The organism is Caballeronia zhejiangensis, from assembly GCF_022879815.1.
In the GTDB taxonomy this organism is placed as follows: domain Bacteria; phylum Pseudomonadota; class Gammaproteobacteria; order Burkholderiales; family Burkholderiaceae; genus Caballeronia; species Caballeronia zhejiangensis.
The window spans coordinates 358503-381183 of the sequence record NZ_CP084283.1 but is presented as its reverse complement, the minus strand read 5'-3'; the positions used below and the strand labels follow the sequence as shown (position 1 = coordinate 381183).

General features: G+C 63.1%; 14 protein-coding genes. 10 read left to right on the top strand and 4 right to left on the bottom strand.

What is annotated here, in order from left to right; translation table 11 throughout:
- Positions 1 to 8 precede the first annotated feature (8 nt).
- Positions 9 to 2807, bottom strand: a complete 2799-nt coding sequence (gene glnE, locus LDZ23_RS01825) for a bifunctional [glutamate--ammonia ligase]-adenylyl-L-tyrosine phosphorylase/[glutamate--ammonia-ligase] adenylyltransferase (protein ID WP_175979811.1) — start codon at positions 2805 to 2807, stop codon at positions 9 to 11.
- 182 nt (positions 2808 to 2989) lie between these two features.
- On the opposite strand from glnE, the gene LDZ23_RS01820 reads away from it, so the two are divergent.
- From LDZ23_RS01820 to aroG, 4 genes are all read left to right on the top strand, one after another.
- Positions 2990 to 7327 (top strand): YhdP family phospholipid transporter, encoded by a 4338-nt coding sequence (locus LDZ23_RS01820; RefSeq protein WP_244807691.1) that lies wholly within the window; start codon positions 2990 to 2992, stop codon positions 7325 to 7327.
- Positions 7328 to 7382: 55 nt separating this feature from the next.
- On the top strand, positions 7383 to 8213 hold the full coding sequence (locus LDZ23_RS01815; RefSeq protein WP_008351480.1) for a carbon-nitrogen hydrolase family protein: 831 nt from the start codon (positions 7383 to 7385) through the stop codon (positions 8211 to 8213).
- 127 nt (positions 8214 to 8340) lie between these two features.
- Complete coding sequence (gene tldD / locus LDZ23_RS01810) at positions 8341 to 9807, top strand: metalloprotease TldD (protein WP_008351481.1); 1467 nt, start codon at positions 8341 to 8343, stop codon at positions 9805 to 9807.
- A 353-nt stretch (positions 9808 to 10160) separates the two neighbouring features.
- The gene (gene aroG, locus LDZ23_RS01805) at positions 10161 to 11234 is read left to right on the top strand and encodes a 3-deoxy-7-phosphoheptulonate synthase AroG (RefSeq protein WP_244807690.1); all 1074 of its coding nucleotides are present in this window, start codon (positions 10161 to 10163) and stop codon (positions 11232 to 11234) included.
- 99 nt (positions 11235 to 11333) lie between these two features.
- On the opposite strand, the gene LDZ23_RS01800 is transcribed toward aroG, so the two are convergent.
- Together LDZ23_RS01800 and LDZ23_RS01795 are read right to left on the bottom strand one after the other, a co-directional pair.
- Entirely contained in the window at positions 11334 to 13202 is a 1869-nt protein-coding gene (locus LDZ23_RS01800) for a DUF4209 domain-containing protein (RefSeq protein ID WP_244807689.1), read from the bottom strand.
- A gap of 233 nt (positions 13203 to 13435) precedes the next feature.
- A complete protein-coding gene (locus tag LDZ23_RS01795; protein WP_244808095.1) occupies positions 13436 to 13996 on the bottom strand; it encodes a cob(I)yrinic acid a,c-diamide adenosyltransferase in 561 nt (186 codons plus the stop codon).
- 157 nt (positions 13997 to 14153) lie between these two features.
- On the opposite strand from LDZ23_RS01795, the gene LDZ23_RS01790 reads away from it, so the two are divergent.
- The 6 genes from LDZ23_RS01790 to proC all read left to right on the top strand — a co-directional run bounded on the left by LDZ23_RS01790 (position 14154) and on the right by proC (position 21187).
- A complete protein-coding gene (locus LDZ23_RS01790) occupies positions 14154 to 15572 on the top strand; it encodes an FAD-binding oxidoreductase (RefSeq protein ID WP_034470645.1) in 1419 nt (472 codons plus the stop codon).
- Between the two features lie 101 nt (positions 15573 to 15673).
- Complete coding sequence (locus tag LDZ23_RS01785) at positions 15674 to 17185, top strand: FAD-linked oxidase C-terminal domain-containing protein (protein ID WP_033536577.1); 1512 nt, start codon at positions 15674 to 15676, stop codon at positions 17183 to 17185.
- 110 nt (positions 17186 to 17295) lie between these two features.
- Positions 17296 to 18384 (top strand): glycolate oxidase subunit GlcE, encoded by a 1089-nt coding sequence (glcE, locus tag LDZ23_RS01780; RefSeq protein WP_008351489.1) that lies wholly within the window; start codon positions 17296 to 17298, stop codon positions 18382 to 18384.
- A gap of 8 nt (positions 18385 to 18392) precedes the next feature.
- Complete coding sequence (gene glcF, locus LDZ23_RS01775) at positions 18393 to 19619, top strand: glycolate oxidase subunit GlcF (protein ID WP_008351491.1); 1227 nt, start codon at positions 18393 to 18395, stop codon at positions 19617 to 19619.
- Between the two features lie 45 nt (positions 19620 to 19664).
- Complete coding sequence (locus tag LDZ23_RS01770) at positions 19665 to 20360, top strand: YggS family pyridoxal phosphate-dependent enzyme (protein WP_034470643.1); 696 nt, start codon at positions 19665 to 19667, stop codon at positions 20358 to 20360.
- Between the two features lie 14 nt (positions 20361 to 20374).
- Positions 20375 to 21187, top strand: a complete 813-nt coding sequence (gene proC / locus LDZ23_RS01765) for a pyrroline-5-carboxylate reductase (RefSeq protein WP_244807688.1) — start codon at positions 20375 to 20377, stop codon at positions 21185 to 21187.
- A 13-nt stretch (positions 21188 to 21200) separates the two neighbouring features.
- Here the strand turns inward: proC and LDZ23_RS01760 are convergent, their stop codons facing one another.
- The gene (locus LDZ23_RS01760; RefSeq protein WP_244807687.1) at positions 21201 to 22445 is read right to left on the bottom strand and encodes a methyltransferase domain-containing protein; all 1245 of its coding nucleotides are present in this window, start codon (positions 22443 to 22445) and stop codon (positions 21201 to 21203) included.
- Positions 22446 to 22681: the final 236 nt, after the last annotated feature.

Genomic DNA, 22681 nt, shown 5'->3' with positions numbered 1-22681 from the left:
CATCCGCGTCAGCCCGCCGACGCCACTGCGAACACGCGGTCCCACAGCGCCGTCACCGCGTCGCGTTCGGTCTGAACCGTGGCCGGATCGACGCGCGCCTTTTCCATACCGTCGAGCCGCAGCGTGTGCTGCAGCTTGCGGTACTGGCGATACGCCGCGCCGATCGCATCGGCTTCTGCTTCGGCGATCAATCCGCTTTTCGCGGCGATCTTCAACAGCGTGATATTCCCCGCGTTGCGCAGAAACTCGCGATGCTCGCGCGCGTGCAGCAACACCCAGTACTGAACGATGAACTCGATATCGACCATGCCGCCGCGATCGTGCTTCAGATCGAACAGGTCGCTGCGATTCGGATGGCCATCGGCGACGCGCTGGCGCATCGACACGATCTCGCGCGCGAGCGCGGCCGCGTCGCGTTCCATGACGAGCACGTCGGCGCGAATCTGCTCGAACTCCGCGCCGATTTCGGCATCGCCCGCGCTGTAGCGTGCGCGCGAAAGCGCCTGATGCTCCCAGACCCACGCCGTGTTCGCCGCGTCGCCCTCGCGAATCTGATAGCGGCGAAACGATGCGAGGTCGGTCACGAGCAGGCCCGATTCGCCATTCGGCCGCAGACGCAAGTCGACGTCGAAGAGCGTGCCCGCGCCCGTCGCCGACGTGAGCCACGTAATGAGGCGGCGCGTGAACATCGCGTAGATGTCGGAGGCCGCGTCGTCGGGATCGTCGTACAGAAAGATGAGGTCGAGGTCCGACGCGTAGCCCAGTTCCTTGCCGCCGAGCTTTCCGTACGCGATGACCGCAAAGCGCGGCGTCTCGCGATGCCGCTTCGGGAACTGCTTCCACACGGTCTGCACGGTGACGTCGAGCACGGCGTCGGCGAGTTCGGAGAGACGGTCGCTCACGTGCTCGACGCTCAGATGCCCGGCGAGATCGATCAGCAGAATGCGAAATACTTCGGCCTGATGCGCGTGACGCAGCAGATCCATTTGATGTTCCGCGTCCTCGGCGGCATCGAGCCGTGCGATCAGCGAGCGTTTGAACGCGGCCCAGTCGAACGGGCTGGCGATGGCTTCGTCGTCGAGCAATTCATCGAGCAATTGCGGATGGCGGATCAGATAGCCCGCCGCCCAGCGCGACCCCGACAGCACCGAGAGCACGCGCGCGAGCGCCGCCGGATATTCGGTCAGCAGCGCGAGATACGCGCCGCGCTTGGCCGTCGCTTCGAGCAGATCGAAAAGCCGCATGATGGTGTCGGCGCGGCGCGGCGCATCGATCGACTGCACGGCTTCTATCGAGCGTTGAGCGACGATATCGAAGCGTTCGCGGCTCTGCGACGGCAAGCCGGCGTAACGCGCCGAATTCCACACGCCCGTCAGACGTGCGAGCACCGGCGCCGGGTCCGCGAAGCCGAGTTCCATGAGGCGCGCGGCGAGCTCTTCCTGCGCGGAATCGTCGGCGAGCGCGCCGCTCCAGATCCACGACGCCACCGAATCCTCCGCGACGCCGCAGCCGCCCTGCCCGCTCACCTTGTCGGCGAAGATCGCATCGAACTGCTGCTCGACGAGCTCGCGATGCGCGTCGAGCGTTTCCATCAGCGCGGCGTAGTCCGCGAAGCCGAGCGATTTCGCGAGCAACGCGCGCTCGTCGTCGGCGACGGGCATCGCGTGCGTCTGTGCATCGTTGCGGTATTGCAGCCGATGCTCGACCGTGCGCAAAAAGAGATAAGCGTCGGACAGCGCCTTGCACACCTGCGGCGCGAGCAGGCCATGCGCAGCGGCGCGTTCGAGCACCGCGAGCGTCGGACGAATGCGGAAATCCGCTGCCTGTCCGCCGCGAATCAACTGAAATACTTGCGCGCTGAATTCGATCTCGCGAATGCCGCCGCGCCCGAGCTTGATGTCGTCGGCCTTGTCGGGGCGCATCGACGCGCGCCGCCGCGCTTCCTGCCGAATCTGCTGATGCAGCGAGCGGATCGCGGCGATCACGCCGTAATCGAGATAGCGCCGGTAGATGAAGGGCGTCGCGATGGCTTCGAGCTGCTTCGCGAGACGCTTCGCCGAATCGCTCTTCGTCTCCGAGATGAGCCGGCCCTTGATCCACGCGTAGCGCTCCCATTCGCGGCCCTGCACGTAGAAATACTCTTCGAGCATGCCGAGACTGCACACGAGCGGGCCGGAGTCGCCGTTGGGACGCAGCCGCATGTCGACGCGAAAGACGTAGCCGTCTTGCGTCATTTCCGCGAGCGCGCCGATCAGCCGCCGGCCGAGCCGTGTGAAGAATTCCTGCGTCGGGAGCGCCGAGCGCGTGCCGCCCGAGGTTTCGCCGTCCTCTTCGTAGACGAAGATCAGATCGATATCCGACGATGCGTTCAGCTCGCGCCCGCCCAGCTTGCCCATGCCGACGACGCCGAGCGTGAGCCGCTCGCCGTCCGGTCCGCGCGGCTCGCCGAAGAGCGCTTCGAGATCGGCCGACAGCACCGCCAGCGCGCGCTGCACCGTGACTTCGGCGAGATCGGTCATCGCGCCGGTGACTTCGGCGACATCGGCGGTGCCCGCGAGATCGCGCTCCATCACCGTGCAGAAGACTTCGGTCCGCAAGCGGCGCAACGCGGTCTTGAGCGCGGCTTCATCGAGCACGCCGCTTTCGGTGCAAGGCGTGCAGTGCGCGTCCAGCCGCGCTTCGATCCACCCACGCGTGATGCGCGTCTGCGCCCATTGCGCGACATTCGACGCCAGTTCGGGACGCGCCGAGTACGCGCGCGCCGCATAGTTGGAATAATCGGAACTGAGAAGAGTTGCGTCGGTCATGAAAGGTTAGGTTCGCTCATTGCTTCCGGAAAGGCATCGCGGTATAACACCGCGCCGCAAGTCTTGCCGGGCGCGGCTCAGCGAGCCTCCACGAGTGCGCAGGCAGCGGCCGTCGCCGCAATGCCCGTGTTACATTTCAGCGTCAAACACGCAAAACTACCATATCGCCGAACAGCAGCAGCATGTCCGACAGCAGACGATCCGTCGACCCGACCGAAGTTGGACAAGCCAGGCCCAGCGGCAACGCCGAGCGCGTGCTTGCGCGCGTCTTCAAATTCCTTCTCGTCATTGCGGCCATCGCGTATTTCGCGGTGGCGGGCGTGTATGTCGGCCTGCGCTATATCGTCATGCCGCAGGTCGATTCGTTCCGGCCGCGGATCGAGCAACTCGTCTCATCGCAGATTCACGCCCAGTTGCGCATCGGCAGGATTTCCGCGCGATGGTCCGGGCTCTCGCCGACGATCGATATCGACAACCTGCGCATCGACGCCGCCGATGGCTCGCCGGGCCTCGCCGTGCCGCACGCGAGCGCGAGCATCGCGTGGGGATCGCTGCTGCATCTGCGGCCCAAGCTCGCCGATCTGACCGTCGACGGACCCGATGTCATCATCGCGCGCAACGCCGATGGCGCGGTTACTGTCGCGGGCGTGCCGATTCCCACGCATCGCACCGGTTCGAACGCATTCACGACCTGGCTGCTCGGCCAGGACCGCATTCTTCTGCGCGATGGCACGCTGCGCTGGCGCGACGCGCAGCGCGCCGCGCCCGAGATCGCGTTCAAGCGCCTGCACCTCGCGATCGTCAACGACGGCGCGCGTCATCGGCTTGCGCTCAAGGCGCCCGCCGATGGCGACGTGCTGCACGGCCCGCTCGATTTCCGCGCGGACTTCCGTCATCAACCCTTCTCGGCGATGGGCGCGCCCGCGAACTGGACCGGCCGTCTCTACGTTTCGACCGGTCCCGTCGATCTGCCGACGCTCGCGCGCTACGTGAAGCTGCCGTTCCAGATGTACAGCGGCCGCATCAACAACCAGATCTGGCTGAACTTCGCGGGCGGCCAATTGCAGAACGCGACCGGCGACCTGACCGGCGCGAACGTCGCGCTGCGCACGCGCCCGACGCAGCCGCGCCTCGATCTTCCGATCGCCAGCTTCAACTGGAACATCGACAAAAGCGACAACGCGTACACGCTCGATCTGCGCGACCTGCACGCGGAGTTCGGCCAGTTGCCGCTCGACGACGGCACGCCGGTCGCGCGTCTGCTCGTGTCGCGCGCGCTGACGGCCACGTACCGGCTGCCTTCGGTCGGCAAGGGGCAATTGCTGCGGCTGACGGGCGATAGCGTCGATATCGGCATCCTCGCGGAATTCGCGCGTGCGCTGCCGCTGCCGGCGAAGATCCTCAACGAGCTCGTGCGCTTCAATCCGCGCGGCCAGGTGTCCGATTACACGATCTACACCGAGCGCGCCGCGCCGAAGACCGAGGAAGAAGCGCAGCAGCAGCGCAAGAAAGGCGACGCGCCGCTTCTGCACTACGCGTTCAAGGGCGATCTCAACGGCCTGAGCGTGCAGGCGCAGGAGCCGCCGCCCGGGCTCACGATCAACAACCATCCGCGCGCCGGCATTCCGGGCGTCGAGAATCTGTGGGGCAGCGTCGACGCGAACGAGAAAGGCGGCCACATCACGATCGACACGAAGAACGTCGCCGTCACCGTTCCCGGCGCGTTCGACGATCCGCGCCTCGTCTTCGATTCGCTGCAAGGCCGCGCGCGCTGGACCGTCGCCGATGCGATCGCGCCCGGCGAACTGCGCCGCGCGTTCACGCTGCATCTGGAGACGCTGCGCGTGAAGAACGCGGATGCCGAAGGCGAGGCCACCGCGGACTACTGGAATCAGGGCCACGGGCGCGGCAATCTCGATCTGAAGGCGAAGGTCTCGCATCTGAAAGTGACGAGTCTCGTGCGCTATCTGCCGACGAGCCTCAACGAGCGCGTGCGCGTCTATCTCGGCCATGCGCTGCAGGCGGGCGTCGCGAAGAACGGGACGATCGAAGTGCACGGCGATCTCACGCGCTTTCCGTACGCGAAATTTCCCGATGCGGGCATCTTCCGCATCGAGGCGCCGTTCACCGGCGGCAAGTTCGATCCCACGCCCTTCCCGCCGCGCAAGATGGCCAACGGCCTGCCGAACTTCTGGCCGGCGTTCGAGGGTATCGACGGGACGTTCACGCTCGCGCAGAACAAGCTCGGCTTCGATATCGGCCGCGGGCATTATCGTGGCGTCAAGGTCTCGAAGGTCGTCGGGCGCATCGACGATACGGGCAATCGCGAAACCAAGCTGTGGATCGACGGCAAGGCGCGCGGCCCGCTCGCCGACATGCTGAAGTACGTCGACGACAGCTCGCTCGGCCTGATGGCGAAGCACGCGACCCGCAAGATCGACGCAAAAGGCAACGCGGATCTCGCGCTCACGCTCGGCATTCCGCGCTATCGGCCGCCCGCGCCGCAGCCGCCGATCAAGCCGGAGTACAAAGGCTCGCTCACCTTCGCCGACAACGAAGTCAGGTACGCCAATCTGCCGCCGCTCTCGCATCTGCGCGGCCGTGCCGATTTCGCCGCGAAAACCGTCACGCTCAATGGCCTCTCGGCGCAATTGCTCGGCGGCGATGTGCGCGCCAAGGGCGGCGTGCAGGCGGACGGCAGCTATGCGTTCGACGTGAACGGACGCATCGGCGCGGATGCCGCGGGCCGCCTCAACAAGCCGATGACGCCGCAAGTCGCGGCTTTCATGAAGCGCATCGACGGCGCCGCGCCTTACGAGATGCACGTTCACGGCGTCAAGAACGCGCTGCCGGTCGTGCAGGCGAGTTCGGATCTGACCGGACTCGGCATCGATCTGCCCGCGCCGTTCGGCAAGGCGAAAGGCGCGCCGATGCCGCTCACCTTCAGCTTCCAGCCATCATCGGGCGGCGCGCCGGATCTGCATGACGCGCAGTTGAACGTCGGGCCGGTGGCCGCGCATTACGTGTTTCAGCAGATCGGCAAGGCTCAGGTCAAGATCGATCCGCAGAACGTCGCCGAGCCGATGAACATGCGCGCGCGCGTGAAGGTCGTGCGCGGCGCGATCGGCCTGAACAAGCCGGCGGATTTGCCGGCCGAAGGCGTGAGCGCGACCGCCGATCTGAACGAATTCGATGCCGATGCCTGGCGCAAGACTTTCGCCGAACTCAGCGCCGCGATGCCTGACTCGCCCGCCGACTCGCCCGCCGACTCGCCCGCCGACGCGAACGCGCCGCGCGCACCGATGAGCGAGAACGTGAAGCAATTCATCCCAACGCGCGCCGCCATCCATTTCACGACGCTCAATCTGCTCGACCGGCGCTGGGAGAACGTCGCGATTGCCGCGAGTGAAAGCGAAACCGGTCGCACATGGCAAGCGAACATCGCGTCGAATCAGATTTCGGGCGATGTCTCGTGGACGCCCGGCGCGAAGAAGGAAAGCCCCGGCGCGTTGCAGGCGCGCTTCGCGAAGATCGTGATTCCGGAGAAGAAGGAGCACGATGCCGCCGGCAAGCTCGTGATGAAGCCGCCGCGCAACATGCCGACGATCGATCTCATCGTGAACGAGATCGTGTTCCGCGACCACGACCTCGGCCGGCTCGAAGTCGACGCACATAACGAAGTCATCGCCGATGAGCCGATCTGGACGCTCGACAAACTCGAACTCGCGAACCCCGACGCGACGCTCACCGCGAACGCGACGTGGCGCACGCTGCCGGGCGGCGTCGTGCAGGCCGCCGCGCAACCGGACGCGATGCGCAGTCAGGCCGATGACGTCACTCCGCGCCGCACGTCGCTCAACTTCAAGCTCGACGTGAAGAACGGCGGCCAGTTGATCGACCGTTTCGGCGCGCCGCACGTGGTCGGTTCGGGCAGCGGAACCGTGTCGGGTCACGCGGCGTGGAACGGCGGGCCGACGGCCGTCGACGTGAACACGCTCGATGGCAACGTCGCCGTCGATCTGCGTCACGGGCAGATTCTGCGTGCGCCGGGCTCGGCGAAGTGGCTCGGCGTCTTCAGCCTGCGCAGTCTCGCGAGCCTGTTGACGCTGCATTTCGAGGATGTCGTCGGCAAGGGCCTGCCGTTCGAGAAGATCACCGGCAACGCGACGATCGTCGATGGCATCAGCCGCACGGACGACTTCCTGATGGTCACGTCGCCGGCGCGCGTGCAGATGCAGGGCATCGTCGATATGCCGAAGCAGACGCAAGACCTCCACGTCAAGGTGATTCCGACCGTCGGCGCCGGCGCGGTCGCACTGGGCGCGGCGGTCATCAATCCGCTGCTCGGCCTCGGCGCGCTCGCCGCCGATCTCGCGCTGTCGGCGTCGATTCAGAAAGCGTTCGCGCTCGACTATTCGATCACCGGCTCGTGGAGCAAACCCGTCGTTAAGCGGCTCACTGGCGATCAGGGTAAGATCGAAACACCCCCCACCGCCGTGGCTCCGGCCGCTGCCCGCTGAAACGGGCGTTCGGCGGCGCGGTTTTCGTCCCCTTTTTAGACAGCGCACCCAAGACATGAGCGAAAGATCGAGCGAAAGCGCGGCCCCGTTTCAGGTCGCCGCGCTGCAGATGGTCAGCGCGCCGGACCGCGACCGGAATCTCGCGGACGCCGGACGGCTTATCGCCCAGGCTGCGCGAAGCGGCGCGCAACTGGTGCTCCTGCCCGAATATTTCTGCTACATGGGTTTCAAGGACACCGATAAGCTCGCGATCCGCGAAACGCCGGGCGACGGACCGATCCAGCGGTTCCTTTCCGACGCGGCGCGCGAACACGGCGTATGGATCATCGGCGGGACGTTGCCGTTGCAGTCGCCGGAACCGGATCGCGTGATGAACACGACGCTCGTCTTCGATCCGCGCGGACAGCAGGTCGCGCGCTACGACAAGATTCATCTGTTCAATTTCGAAAAGGGCGAGGAATCGTTCGACGAAGCGCGCACGATCTTTCCGGGGAACGAAGTACGCTCATTCGACGCGCCGTTCGGACGCGTGGGATTGTCGGTGTGCTACGACCTGCGCTTTCCGGAGTTGTATCGAAAGCTCGGCGATTGCGCGCTGATGGTCGTGCCATCCGCGTTCACTTACACGACCGGCCGCGCGCACTGGCAGACGCTGCTCACGGCGCGCGCCGTCGAGAATCAGTGTTATGTGCTCGCGGCGGCGCAAGGCGGCAATCACGAGAACGGACGGCGCACGTGGGGTCACAGCATGCTGATCGATCCGTGGGGCGAAATCGTCGATGTGAAGGATGAAGGACCGGGCGTCGTGATCGGCGGCATCGATCTGCAGCGCATCGCCGCCGTGCGACAGAGTTTGCCGGCTTACCGGCATCGCGTGCTCCGTTGAAGCGCGCGCGAACTTGAAGACGCGGGTTTCTCCCCGCACATGATGTGAGCGAATCGGAACGTAGAATAGGCTGCAAATCGTCTGCAAATATCATCGAACTCGTCACAGAACACGCAATAGGCACCGCATGAATATCATCGAACCCGGCATTCGTAACCTGGTCACGGCGAAGGACGTTTTGCTCACGCCCTACGGCCTCGACGAAGGCCTGATCACCCGCACGCTGGCGGAAATCTTCACGCATCGCGTCGATTACGCGGATCTCTATTTCCAGTCCACGCGCAGCGAAGCGTGGAGTCTCGAAGAAGGCATCGTCAAATCGGGCAGTTTCAGCATCGATCAGGGCGTCGGCGTGCGCGCCGTGTCGGGCGAGCGCACCGCGTTCGCGTATTCCGATGACCTCTCGCCCGAATCCATCCGTCAGGCCGCGATCGCCACGCGCGCGATCGCCAAGGCGGGCGGCGGCAAGCACAAGATCAAGCCGGCGAGCACGCTTACGGGCGTGTCGGGCCGCGATCTTTATCTCGCCGCCGATCCGCTGCATTCGCTCGACGCCACCGCCAAGGTGAAATTGCTGGAACGCGTCGAGCAAATGGCGCGGGCGAAAGATCCGCGCATTACGCAAGTGATGGCCGGCATGGCCGGCGAATACGATGTCGTGCTGGTCGCGCGCAGCGACGGCGCGCTCGCGGCGGATGTGCGCCCGCTCGTGCGCGTCTCCGTGACGGTGATTGCCGAGCAGAACGGCCGGCGCGAAATCGGCACCGGCGGCGGCGGCGGACGTTTCGACTACGGCTATTTCACCGACGCGATCCTGCAGAAGTACGTCGACGATGCCGTGCATGCCGCGCTCGTCAATCTCGAAGCGCGCCCTGCTCCGGCCGGCGCGATGACCGTCGTGCTCGGGCCGGGCTGGCCCGGCGTGTTGCTGCACGAGGCGGTCGGACACGGCCTGGAGGGCGATTTCAACCGCAAGGGCTCGTCGGCGTTCGCGGGACGCATCGGCGAGCAGGTCGCGGCGAAGGGCGTCACCGTCGTCGATGACGGCACGCTGCCGAATCGGCGCGGCTCGCTCAATATCGACGACGAAGGCAATCCGACGCAGTGCACGACGCTGATCGAAGACGGCATTCTCAAGGGCTACATTCAGGATTCGCTGAACGCGCGCCTGATGAAGATGCCGGTGACGGGCAACGCGCGCCGCGAATCGTACGCCGCGCTGCCGATGCCGCGCATGACCAACACGTACATGCTCAACGGCGACAAGGATCCGCAGGAGATTCTGGCGTCGGTGAAGAACGGCCTGTATGCGGTGAACTTCGGCGGCGGTCAGGTCGATATCACCAACGGCAAGTTCGTGTTCTCGGCGTCCGAGGCGTACATGATCGAGAACGGCAAGATCACGTATCCGGTGAAGGGCGCAACGCTGATCGGCAGCGGGCCTGAGTCGCTCAAGTACGTGACGATGATCGGCAACGACATGTCGCTGGATAGCGGCGTCGGCGTCTGCGGCAAGGAAGGACAGAGCGTGCCGGTGGGCGTCGGTCAGCCGACGTTGCGTATCGAGAAGATGACGGTCGGCGGCACGGTCTGATCGCCCACCGCGTGCATGCGGGATTTCCGCATCGATCGGGCGTGGACGTAGCGTCTTCGTTTCGTTCGGTGCGGGTTGTCCGCGTTTTTGCGTGTGCAGGGTTGTCAGCGCTGCACGTTTGAGGTTATAAAAGCAGTCACAACTTTTTTCGACCGACGTCCGGTTTCTTTTTCGATCCATCATGTCCGCCAAGTTTTATTTTTATTTCTTTTGGCATCTCAGACCGCTGGCGGATCGAGAGGGTGAGTCGTACACAGGTTGAACAAACCGAATTCCCGAAAAAACCGCCAGCGAGTCTGGCGGTTTTTTTTCGTCTCATAGTTTGATTCGCACGCTGCCGCTGGAGAACCGACATGCCCCCGCACAATACCGATGACGTTCGTATCCGTGAACTGAAAGAGCTGACCCCGCCCGCGCATCTGATCCGCGAATTCCCTTGCGCCGAGCCGGTTTCGGAGCTGATCTATAACGCGCGGCAGTCGATGCACCGCATTCTTCATGGGATGGATGACCGGTTGATCGTCATCATCGGACCTTGCTCGATTCATGATCCGAAGGCCGCTATGGAATATGCGGGGAAGTTGATCGAGCAGCGTAAGCGTTTTGCGGGTGAGCTGGAAATCGTGATGCGCGTGTACTTCGAAAAGCCGCGCACGACCGTCGGATGGAAGGGGCTCATCAACGATCCGTATATGGATAACAGCTTCAAGATCAATGATGGATTGAGGGCTGCGCGGGAACTGCTCATGCATGTCAATGAGCTTGGGCTTCCGGCTGGGACTGAATACCTCGACATGATTAGCCCGCAGTACATCGCCGATCTGATTTCTTGGGGAGCGATCGGGGCTCGAACGACGGAATCGCAGGTTCATCGGGAATTGGCTTCGGGGCTGTCCTGTCCTGTTGGGTTCAAGAATGGCACTGACGGAAATGTAAAGATCGCCGTCGATGCGATTAAGGCGGCTTCCCAGCCGCATCATTTTCTTTCAGTGACCAAGGGCGGGCATTCGGCGATCGTTTCTACCGCGGGGAATGAGGATTGCCATATTATTTTGCGCGGAGGGAAAGCGCCTAATTATGATGCTGCGAGTGTGGATGCGGCTTGCTCGGATATCGGGAAGGCGGGGTTGGCGGCGCGTCTGATGATCGATGCGAGTCATGCTAATAGCTCGAAGAAGCATGAAAATCAGATTCCGGTTTGTGAGGATATTGGTAAGCAGCTTGCGGCTGGAGATGAGCGGATTGTCGGCGTGATGGTGGAATCGCATCTCGTTGCCGGGCGGCAGGATTTGAAGGAAGGGTGCGAGTTGACGTACGGGCAGAGTATTACCGATGCCTGTATCGGGTGGGATGAGAGTGTCGGCGTGCTTGAAGGACTGGCGGAAGCGGTGAAGCAGCGGCGGGTTGTGAGGGGTGGAGGCAATTAACTGATTTGCTCGGCATTGTGCGGGCTTGCCGACGCACAATGCCGATTTGTTCCGACTCCAGCATTTCCAAACCACATACTACGACTATGATTGCGTAGGTCAGGTCGATATTGGCCCTTCGTCGTCCGCTGTCTCCCCGTTCTGCGTTGCATTCCAAAAGGGGAGGAAGACAAGCTTCAGGCAGAACCACCAGGCGTAGATGGAACCTGCAGAAAAGCAGTCATCCTCGTTCAGTAAGCCATGAGCGAGTTCGTTGCGGATATTCCACCCCAACGGATCGCAGAAGAGCGCGCGCATTTCGAACGCGAGGTCGTTACCAAAAACCTGCTCTAACTCTGGCAATTCCAGGAGTGTACTCAGCCCATTCTCATTCTCAACGCCGTTTCTAGCAACATTCGTCGTCTTAGCGCCTGCCGCTTTGAGTTGGTATCGAACTACGTGCTCGACTTGAGGTACCAACAGATGTAAAGCGGCAGCAAAGTCATTATCGAATCCGGCATACAAACCTCGTCCAAACATTTCGGCTCGATCCGCCGGAACGATCGGTGACTTATATGCCAGCGCTGCGAAGTCGGCGCGACGCAGTCGATGCTCAAGCCTTATCATGTCGAGTGCCGGTAAAATGAGCGCTTGCGTTACCAGACCTAATTGCATTCTGTACTCGCGCATCATCTCAGCATGGACCGCCGCATCATGATCATCTGAGCCGTGGTCTCGTGGCCCAGCACCGGGCCGCTTTGCGATTACTCTACCGTCGCGCGAGTAATAAACCGCGGCAAAAAGCGACAACAACGGGAATTCTTTGAGGCTTTGCTCGGATCGTTTACGCAGCTGTTCAGCACCTATCCCTCGTGTAACGTTCACAAACGCATTTAACGCATCCAGCGGCGCCTTTCCTTTCACGAGATCTGTTGCACGGTCGATTATCTCCGTAACATCAATCGGGTCCGAGCGAAGCACGTGCATCTCACCTAATGCCCCAGCGCCCGCTCTAGTCAACTTTTCGTGCACTTCGGCGATCCGCTTCTCGACAGCGTGTTGACCCCTAAGCGCGCCGGGGATTCGGCGATACGATTGTATAGCCTTCTCATAAAAATCTGCCGCGACCATGTTGCTGGGTACATATGACGATAGTGCTGCATCCGCTTCAGCCTCCCATGCTTTGGCGAGATTCGCGAGCATTTGCGCCGAGCTATTTTTATCCCCCATCGCCGAGAACCAATGCTCCGCTTCTTCGAAATATGTCCGGCTTGCATGAAACTCGTTTTTCTCTCCAAGGACGAACGCAATTGCCCCCAGACTCTCGGAAATAGCATAAGCAGCAGCTGTCCCAAATCGATTTTGCCTCATAAACTCTGCCAGCCAGAAGGCCATGAATCCATCGCTCGCATCGAGTTGGAGAAAACGCGCCAGGGCAGCCGACTCAATAGCTTGCAGATCCTTCTCCGCGGTTCGCCTAAGCATCCTCGCCAAGCTTACGGCGCGACGCCAGCAGTCATCTCCACCAGCAATCCAAGTTTCAAGCCTCAACGGAATCGTTACGTAGGCGTTGATGGCCATCAACGCAAACTTCGGATTCGGCGGCCTCAACGTGAGCCAAGCGAGGTCCGATAACCTTGCTCTTAGCCAAGGGTTGTCTACGAAGTCAACGAAGCTAGCGAGTAGGCTCAGGTCTTCGATCGAAAAGTCCGACGGAAGCGCGGAACGCCTTCCATCGGTTAGCGACAACATCGGCCTGAATGGCTCATTGATGCTCATCGGTGCGAGCATCATCGAAGTCGCATGGGCTAGAAGCCTCAAGCACTCACCCTTTCTTAAGTCTTTCTCTCCAACTGCGGACGTGGCGGCGTTCGAAAAATCTTGGAAAAGACCGGTATAACCTTTGCAAAGGTTATTTTTTACGATTAACTCCCATCCGCAGCCTCTCATCTCCGCGAGCGTCATTGCCGGAGCATTTTCGCTGTGCATGATGTAGTCGCGCCCTCAGTGTTGTATTGGTTATCAATGACCACAGAGTACTCCGATTTTCTAGTCGGAGTGGCGACAAAATCGCACAGGAAATAATTTCAGAGAATACTGAATCGACGTCTAAACTGAACGCAAAAGGGCTCAGCGTGGAGAATCATGGTTATTCTCTTTGGAAAACTACAAAAGGCTTCAATAAGCAACACGGCGTGACGTATATGCCAATATGGCCGCCTTCACATAGGTGATTTGATGTGAATCCAGAGGATGTCCTCGCCGCCATCCGCGCGATTAAGTACTCGCGCCAGAACAAATAAAAGATCGGATAGTCGATTCACATACCTCCGCGGCGCCTCATTAACCCCAGCAGTTTCAATGCGCCCCAACGCGACAATAGCCCTCTCTGCCCGACGGCAGACAGTGCGCGCGACATGCGCCAGCGCCGCCGCCCTTGACCCACCCGGCAAAATAAATTCCTTGAGCGGCGGCAATGTCGCGTTGTACTCCTCCAGCCACGCGTCTAATTGAGCGAGATGCGATTCCTGAATCATCGAATGCCCCGGAATCGACAACTCCCCGCCCAAGTCAAACAAATCGTTCTGGATCCGAGTTAAAGCATCGCGCACATCTGAAGGCATCGGCTCACACAGAAGGACGCCGATACACGAATTCAACTCATCCACGTCCCCGATTGCAGCAATCCTCGCATCGTCCTTGGAAACGCGGCTTCCATCGCCAAGACCCGTCGTTCCATCATCGCCGGTGCGCGTGGCGATCTTGCTCAAGCGGTGACCCATCATCGACTCCTGAAAAGCGGACAAAAACCCCGACCCATTATAGGCACGCGCCTCCGCGCGAAGCCCGCGGCGCCGACCGGCTCCTCGACGGCGTAAAATGAGATAGAAAGCCACGCCCAGAACAGAAACCAAAGCCGCACCGCCCGGAGACACGCACGTGAATCACCCGACCGAACATCAGGCGCTTCAGAAACGCCCCTTCCCCGCCGCGCTTCTCGATGCCCTGAAGCAGCAATTCGCCGACCGCGTCTCCACTGCGCAAGCAGTGCGCGAACACCACGGCCGCGACGAATCGCCGTTCGATCCGCAACTTCCCGATGCCGTCGTCTTCGCGCGCAGCACCGACGAAGTGCAAGCCATCGTCAAGCTCTGCGCCGAACACGACGTCCCGATCATCCCCTACGGCAACGGCTCGTCGCTCGAAGGCCATCTCCTCGCGGTGCAAGGCGGCGTCTCCATCGATTTGTCGGAGATGAACCAGGTCGTCTCGATCAACGCCGAAGACCTCACCGTCACCGTGCAGCCCGGCATCTCGCGCAAGCAACTGAACGAAGCGCTCAAAGACACCGGCCTCTTCTTTCCGATCGATCCGGGCGCGGACGCGAGCATCGGCGGCATGTCCGCGACGCGCGCCTCCGGCACCAACGCCGTGCGCTACGGCTCGATGCGCGAGAACGTCCTCGCGCTCACCGTCGTCCTCGCCGATGGCCGCGTCATCAAAACCGGCACGCGCGCGCGCAAATCGTCGGCGGGCTATGACCTCACGCGTCTTTTCGTCGGCTCGGAAGGCACGCTCGGCGTCATCACCGAAATCACCGTGCGCCTCTATCCGCAACCCGAAGCGATTTCGGCGGCCGTGTGCGCGTTTCCGTCGATGGGCGACGCCGTGCGCGCCGTCATCGAAACCATTCAGATGGGCGTGCCGATCGCGCGCGTCGAATTCGTCGACAAGCTCGCCGTGCGCGCCATCAACAAGCATTCGAATCTGACGCTGCGCGAATCGCCGATGCTGTTCTTCGAATTCCACGGCACCGAATCCGGCGTCGCGGAACAGGCGCAGACGGTGCAGGACATCGTCGCGGAAAACAAAGGCGAGGACTTCGAGTGGGCGACGCGCCCCGAAGATCGCAGCCGTCTCTGGAACGCGCGCCATTCCGCCTACTTCGCGATGCTGCAACTGAAGCCCGGCTGCCGCGCCGTCACGACCGACGTCTGCGTGCCGATCTCGCGCCTCGCCGAATGCGTCGAGGAAACGGAGAAGGACCTGCAAGGCTCGTACTTGCCGAGTCCGATCGTCGGGCATGTGGGCGACGGCAATTTCCACGTCGCGATGCTGCTCGATCCGGCCAAGCCCGAAGAGCTCGAAGAAGCCGAGCGCATCAATCGGCTCATCGTCGGACGCGCGCTGAGGATGGGCGGCACCTGCACCGGCGAACACGGCGTCGGGCTGCACAAGATGGGCTTTCTGATCGACGAACACGGCGAGGACGCCGTCGACACGATGCGTGCCATCAAGCAGGCGCTCGATCCGAAGAATCTGATGAATCCGGGGAAAATCTTCGCTTTCGAAGGCTGACGAAGTCGCGCAAGATGCACGCATGAAGACGCGGCGCCGACCGCGCGGTCATCGAACAAGGAGGAGACGTGAACGCACCCGACGAGCTCAAAGCCGAGCAGATGTCGCCGAATCTGCCGCACGAAGACGCGCCCGCGCTGACCGAAGATCAGCTCGCCGCGCGTCAGCGTGAAGTCGTGCAGGCGCTGATGGCCGTGCTGCCGACGCACTGTCTGCTCTTTCGCGAGGAAGACACGGCCGCGTACGAATGCGACGGCCTCGCCGCGTATCGGCGTTTGCCGCTCGCCGTCGCGCTGCCTGAAACTGAAGCGCAGGTGCAGCGCGTCGTGCAGATCTGCGCGCGTCTCGCCGTGCCGATCGTTCCGCGCGGCGCGGGCACCGGCCTCTCCGGCGGCGCGATGCCGATCCGCCACGGCATCGTGCTGTCGCTCGCGCGCTTCCGGAAGATCATCGAGGTCGATCCGTACGCGCGCACGGCGACCGTGCAACCGGGCGTCCGCAATCTCGCCATTTCGGAAGCCGCCGCGCCGTTCGGCCTCTACTACGCGCCCGATCCGTCGTCGCAGATTGCGTGCACGATCGGCGGCAACGTCTCCGAAAACTCGGGCGGCGTGCACTGCCTGAAATACGGGCTCACGGTTCACAACGTCCTGCGCGTGCGCGCGGTGACGATGGACGGCGATGTCATCGAATTCGGCTCGCTCGGCCCCGATGCGCCCGGCCTCGATCTGCTCGCGGTGATGATCGGCAGTGAAGGCATGTTCGCGATCGTCACGGAGATCACCGTCAAGCTGATTCCGAAGCCGCAGACCGCGCAAGTCATCATGGCGAGCTTCGACGATGTCGTGAAAGGCGGCAACGCGGTTGCCGCGATCATCGCGGCGGGCATCATCCCGGCCGGACTCGAAATGATGGACAAGCCCGCGACGCGCGCCGTCGAGGAATTCGTCAACGCGGGCTACGATCTCGACGCCGCCGCGATCCTGCTATGCGAATCCGACGGCACGCACGATGAAGTCGCCGAGGAAATCGTCCGCATGACGGCGGTGCTGCGCGAACACGGCGCATCGCGCATCCAGATCTCGCGTTCAGAAGCCGAGCGCCTCAAGTTCTGGTCGGGCCGCAAGAACGCGTTTCCGGCGGCGGGCCGCATCTCGCCGGACTATTACTGCATGGACGGCACCGTGCCGCGCCGCGCGATCGGGCCGCTGCTCGCGCGCATCGAAGAGATGGAGAAGAAGTACGCGCTGCGTTGCATCAACGTGTTCCATGCGGGCGACGGCAACATGCATCCGCTGATTCTCTTCAACGGCAACGATCTCGACGAGTGGCATCGCGCGGAAGCGTTCGGCTGCGACATCCTGGAGGCGTGCGTCGAACTCGGCGGCACGGTGACGGGCGAGCATGGCGTCGGCATCGAGAAGATCAATTCGATGTGCGTGCAATTCTCGCCCGAAGAGCGCGACGCGTTCTTCGCCGTGAAGCGCGCGTTCGATCCGCCGGGTCTGCTCAACCCCGACAAGGGCATTCCGACGCGCGCGCGCTGCGCCGAATACGGCAAGATGCACGTGCGCGGCGGCCTGTTGCCGCACCCCGAGTTGCCGCGCTTCTAGCCGGGAGAACGCGTTCCGCTATCCACGTTTCCCCGCGTGTGGCGCCGTTAAGCGGCCGGTACAATCGACCGGACTGCCATAGAAAACCAGAATTCGAGAGCGGAACACCCATGGAACAGGACGACGTCGTCGCCGGCTGGTCGGAGAGGATCGCCCGGGCCACAGAAACCGGCACGCTGCTGCGTATTCGCGGCGGCGGCACGAAGGACTGGTACGGTCAGACGCTCCAGGGAGAGATCCTCGACACGCGGGCGTATCGCGGCATCATCGCGTACGATCCGGCGGAGCTCGTCATCACCGCTCGAAGCGGCACGCCGCTCGCCGAAATCGAAGCCGCGCTGCGTGAGCACAATCAGATGCTGCCGTTCGAGCCGCCGCATTTCGGGCGCAACGCGACGCTCGGCGGCTGCATCGCCGCGGGGCTTGCGGGCCCGCGACGCGCATGGACCGGCGCGCCGCGCGACTTCGTCCTCGGCGCGGTCGTCATGAACGGCCACGGACAAGTGCTGCACTTCGGCGGGCAAGTCGTGAAGAATGTCGCGGGCTATGACGTGTCGCGCCTGCTCGCCGGATCGCTCGGCACGCTTGGCCTGATTCTCGAACTGTCGATCAAGGTGCTGCCGCGCCCCGTCGCCGAAGCCACGCTGAAATTCGACATGCACGCGACAGACGGCGTGCGCAAGCTCAACGAATGGGGCGGGCATCCGCTGCCGATCTGCGGCAGCGCGTGGCGCGACGGCACGCTCGCGCTGCGTCTCGCGGGCGCCGAAGCCGCCGTGAAAACCGCGCGCAACACGCTCGGCGGCGAGGTCGTCGATGCGGTCGAAGCCGACCGATTCTGGATCGGCATGCGCGAACAGACCGATCCGTTCTTCGCTGTCATCGAACCGCGTTCGGCGCTGTGGCGGCTCGCTTTGCCGTCGATCGCCGAGCCGCTGCATCTGCCGGGCGCGCAACTGATGGAATGGGGCGGCGCGCAACGCTGGTGGATCACCGACACCGATCCGCAAACCGTGCGCATCAGCGCGAAACAGGCGGGCGGCCACGCGACGATCTTCCGCGCCGGCTCCGCCTACGATCGCAATGCAGGCGTTTTCACGCCGCTGCCCGCGCCGCTCATGAAAATTCACCGTGGATTGAAAGTTGCGTTCGATCCGGCGCGCATCTTCAATCGCGCGCGTTTGTATCCAGACTTCTAGGCGCATCGATGCAAACCAATCTCGCCGATTTCATCCGCGGCACGGCCGATGGCGACGAAGCCGACGCCATTCTGCGCAAGTGCGTGCACTGCGGCTTCTGCACGGCGACCTGCCCGACGTATCAGTTGCTCGGCGACGAGCTCGACGGGCCGCGCGGGCGCATCTATCTGATGAAGCAGATGTTCGAAGGCGCGCCCGTCACGCGCAGCACGCAACTGCATCTGGACCGCTGCCTCACCTGCCGCAATTGCGAAAGCACGTGTCCGTCCGGCGTGCAATACGGCAAGCTCGTCGAGATCGGGCGCAAGGTCGTCGAAGAAAAGGTCGAGCGGCCGATGCGTCAGCGTCTGCAACGGCGTCTGCTCGCAAGCTTCCTGCCGAACAGCACGCTCTTCACGCCCGCGATGAAGCTCGGTCAGCAGTTCCGCGGCATTCTTCCGCGCAAGCTGCGCGCGAAGATTCCGCTGCCCGAGCGCCCGCTCGCCGCGCCGACCAACAAGCACGAACGCAAGATGCTGATGCTCGCCGGATGCGTCCAGCCGGCGATGATGCCCAACGTCAACACGGCGACGGCGCGCGTGTTCGACGCGCTCGGCATCGAGATCGTCACGGCGCCGGGCGCGGGCTGCTGCGGCGCGATCCGCCTGCATCTCGGCTACAACGACGACGCGCTCGACGACGTGCGCAACAACATCGACGCATGGTGGCCGTATGTCGAAAACGGCGTCGAGGCGATCGTGATGAACGCGTCGGGCTGCGGCGCGACCGTCAAGGAATACGCGCATCTGCTGCGCAACGATCCGGCGTACTCGGCGAAGGCGCAAAAGATCGTCGATCTCACGCGCGATCTCGCCGAAATCCTGCCGATGTACGAAGAAGAGCTCGTCGCGCTCGCGCGGCGGCGCGGCGTGCATACGGTCGCATTTCATCCGCCGTGCACGCTGCAGCACGGGCAGCAGATTCGCGGACGCGTCGAGCATCTGCTGACCGCGCTCGGCCTCGAAGTGCGCCTGCCTGCGGACAGCCATCTGTGCTGCGGATCGGCTGGCACGTATTCGGTCTTGCAGCCGAAGCTCTCGTACACGCTGCGCAATCAGAAGCTCGACCGGCTGGAAAAGCTGGAACCGCAGATGATCGTGTCGGCGAATGTCGGCTGCATCGCGCATCTGCAAAGCGGCACGTCGACGCCCGTCACGCACTGGATTCAACTGCTGGAACATCTGCTGTACGGTTGAGGCCGCTTCGTATAATGAGCGGCTCGACCGTCCCGAGCCTCAAGCATGTCCATCGCCCAACATCTCGAAGAAGTCCGGCAACGCATCGCGAAGGCGGCGCACGAAGCGTCGCGCGATGCGGATTCCGTCAAGCTGCTCGCCGTGTCCAAGACCTTTCCCGCCGACGACGTGCGCGCCGCCTTCGAAGCCGGCCAGCGCGCGTTCGGCGAGAACTACGTGCAGGAAGGCATCGCGAAGATCGCCGAGCTCGCGGATCTGCGCGGCGAAATCGAATGGCATTTCATCGGGCCGCTGCAATCGAACAAGACGAAGGTCGTCGCCGAGCAGTTCGACTGGGTGCATTCCATCGATCGCCTGAAGATCGCCGAACGTCTTTCCGCACAACGTCCGCCAAGCGCGCCCGCGCTCAACGTATGCGTGCAGGTGAACGTGAGCGGCGAGGCATCGAAGAGCGGCGTCGAACCGGATGAGGCCGCCGCGCTCGCGCATGCGGTCGCCGCCCTGCCGGGCTTGCGTCTGCGCGGCCTGATGGCGATTCCCGAACCCGCCGAAACACTCGACGCGCAACGCGAACCGCACGCGCGCCTGCGCGAACTGATGAACGCGCTGCGCGCCGACGGCCTCGATCTCGACACGCTCTCGATGGGCATGTCCGCCGATCTCGAAGCGGCCGTGCTCGAAGGCGCGACGATGGTCCGCATCGGCACCGCGATTTTCGGCGCGCGCAATTACACCAACTGACTTCACCATCAACCATGAAAATTGCATTCATCGGCGGCGGCAACATGGCCGCGGCGCTCATCGGCGGTCTCATCAAGCGCGGCACGGCGCCCGCTGACATCTATGCCATCGACATCAACGACGAAGCGCGCGCGCGCACGGCGAAGCAGTTCGGCATCGCGACGGGCGCGGCTGTCGACGAAGCGCTCGCCGGCTACGACGCGATCGTGCTCGCGGTGAAGCCGCAAGTGCTCAAGAGCGTGGCCGAAGCGCTCGCGCCGCATCTGTCGAAGCAGACGATCATCAGCATCGCGGCCGGCATTCGCGCGACGGATCTTTCGCGCTGGCTGAACGGCTACGCGCAGATCGTGCGCACGATGCCGAACACGCCCGCGCTGATCGGCATGGGCGTGACGGGGCTCGCCGCGCTGCCTGGCGTCACCGATGCGGCGAAGGCGCTCGCGTCGCAAGTGCTGGAAGCGGTCGGCACGGCCGTCTGGTTCGACGACGAAGCGAAGCTCGACGCCGTCACCGCGATCTCCGGCAGCGGCCCGGCCTACGTGTTCTATTTCATCGAAGCGATGCAGGAAGCCGCGCGCCAGCTCGGTCTGGATGAGGAGCAAGGGCGCGCGCTCGCGGTCGCGACCTTCACCGGCGCGGCGCAACTCGCCGCGCAATCGGGCGAGCCGGCGAGCGTGCTGCGCGAGCGCGTGACGTCGAAGGGCGGCACGACGGCGGCGGCGCTCGCATCGTTCGAGGCGCAAGGCGTGAAGGATGCGATCGTGCGCGGCGCGCTCGCGGCAGAAGCGCGGGCGAGAGAGATGGGGGATGAGTTGGGCGGGGCTTGAGGGCGCCGCGCTCTCAAAGTTTCTGCACGACGAATTCTATGCCGCATTCCGAGAATGCGGTGCGCGTCTGATCGTAGCGCTCCATGCCGTGCAGGAAACTGTGATCCAGAAGCTCGACCTTCTTGATGCTGACTTCGCGCTCGAAACTGCGCAGCAAATCCACAACGTTGATCGAAACGGGCGACCAGCTTTCCCGCTTGTATAGGGTGAACGTGTGCTTGTGGTCGCCGTTGAACGTCGACGGCCACATGCCCTGCTCGTAGAGATCCTCGTCCGGCACGGTGATGACGAGATGGCCGCCCGGCTTGAGCACGCGCAACCAGTGGCGCATCGCGACACGCGGGTCGATCATGTGTTCGAGGCAGTGCCCGGAATAGACGAAATCGAAGCTGTCGTCCTGAACGTTCTCGAGATATTGCGCGTCGCCCTGCTCCCACTCGTAGACCGTCACCCTGTCGATACGCGGAAACAACGATCGATACAGCGCGATGCTGTCATTGCCGCCGCCGACATCGAGCCCATTGCCCACGAGCCAGCGATTGCTGAAACGAGCGTCGAGCAAGCGGCGGTTGAGCGAGATGCAGGTCGTGCCGGGAACGCCTAGGGTGAGCGCGAACGGCTGCGTCTGGTCGCCGGGCATCACCCATTTTTTCAGCGCGTATTCGCCCCATGCGCGCGGCCACAGGACCGCGTAGCCCGTATCCTCGGAATGCCAGTGCAGCGTGTGCGAGGAGTCGAACGACGCAAGCAATTCGAGAAACGCCGCTTCCTGATCGAAGCCGTTTTCGGCCCAATCCGGAAGCGTCCCGGAGCTTGTCTGAAACTCGCGCCGGTAGATGCGTACATCGTCCAGCACGATAAGCGCGTCACTGGCCCGCCCGCGCATGAGTTCAAGTTCCGCGAGCAACGGCAGGCGCTCGGTCGGAGAGTGTTCCTGACTCATGTAACTCTTGCCGCCATGGTCCGCGCCCGGATAGTGTGCGTCGAGAAACACGAGGCAGCGCTGTTCGGCGAGCACGCCGGTCACCGAATCGGAGCGCAGGAAGGTGAGACTGTCCGCGTTCACCACATTGAGCCGCTCGCTTTGTTCCGCTTCGGCGAAGAGCGGTTCGAAGATTTCGCAGGACAGCGCTTTCGCGAAACCCGCGCCCAAGGCGGCACGGCACGAGTCGCCTCGTCCATAGCCGGTCTCGATGAGATGCGTGACTCCGTTTCGGGATGCGAGTCCGGCTAGATCGAAGCGAGCGAGAAAACCCATGACTGACACATTGGAAGTAAAGCAAACGAACGAATGCAGCCGCGCGGAAATACCCCGCGGCGTTCGGTTGGCTTGTCGAAGGAAGGCCGGCGCATTCGCAATCGAATTGCCGGGCGGTGTATAACGCGTCTTTCAGACGCGCCCAAAGGATTAGCTAGTTGCCTAACTTGGCGAACTTATCAAAAGATAAGACCGCGAGACTTCAATGTGAACAAATTTGTCGTTCTCAGACCATT

Coding starts and splice junctions, on each gene's coding strand:
- glnE (WP_175979811.1), bottom strand. CDS start 2,807: ATGACCGACGCAACTCTTCTCAGTTCCGATTATTCCAACTATGCGGCG.
- LDZ23_RS01820 (WP_244807691.1), top strand. CDS start 2,990: ATGTCCGACAGCAGACGATCCGTCGACCCGACCGAAGTTGGACAAGCC.
- LDZ23_RS01815 (WP_008351480.1), top strand. CDS start 7,383: ATGAGCGAAAGATCGAGCGAAAGCGCGGCCCCGTTTCAGGTCGCCGCG.
- tldD (WP_008351481.1), top strand. CDS start 8,341: ATGAATATCATCGAACCCGGCATTCGTAACCTGGTCACGGCGAAGGAC.
- aroG (WP_244807690.1), top strand. CDS start 10,161: ATGCCCCCGCACAATACCGATGACGTTCGTATCCGTGAACTGAAAGAG.
- LDZ23_RS01800 (WP_244807689.1), bottom strand. CDS start 13,202: ATGCACAGCGAAAATGCTCCGGCAATGACGCTCGCGGAGATGAGAGGC.
- LDZ23_RS01795 (WP_244808095.1), bottom strand. CDS start 13,996: ATGGGTCACCGCTTGAGCAAGATCGCCACGCGCACCGGCGATGATGGA.
- LDZ23_RS01785 (WP_033536577.1), top strand. CDS start 15,674: ATGTCGCCGAATCTGCCGCACGAAGACGCGCCCGCGCTGACCGAAGAT.
- glcE (WP_008351489.1), top strand. CDS start 17,296: ATGGAACAGGACGACGTCGTCGCCGGCTGGTCGGAGAGGATCGCCCGG.
- glcF (WP_008351491.1), top strand. CDS start 18,393: ATGCAAACCAATCTCGCCGATTTCATCCGCGGCACGGCCGATGGCGAC.
- LDZ23_RS01770 (WP_034470643.1), top strand. CDS start 19,665: ATGTCCATCGCCCAACATCTCGAAGAAGTCCGGCAACGCATCGCGAAG.
- proC (WP_244807688.1), top strand. CDS start 20,375: ATGAAAATTGCATTCATCGGCGGCGGCAACATGGCCGCGGCGCTCATC.
- LDZ23_RS01760 (WP_244807687.1), bottom strand. CDS start 22,445: ATGGGTTTTCTCGCTCGCTTCGATCTAGCCGGACTCGCATCCCGAAAC.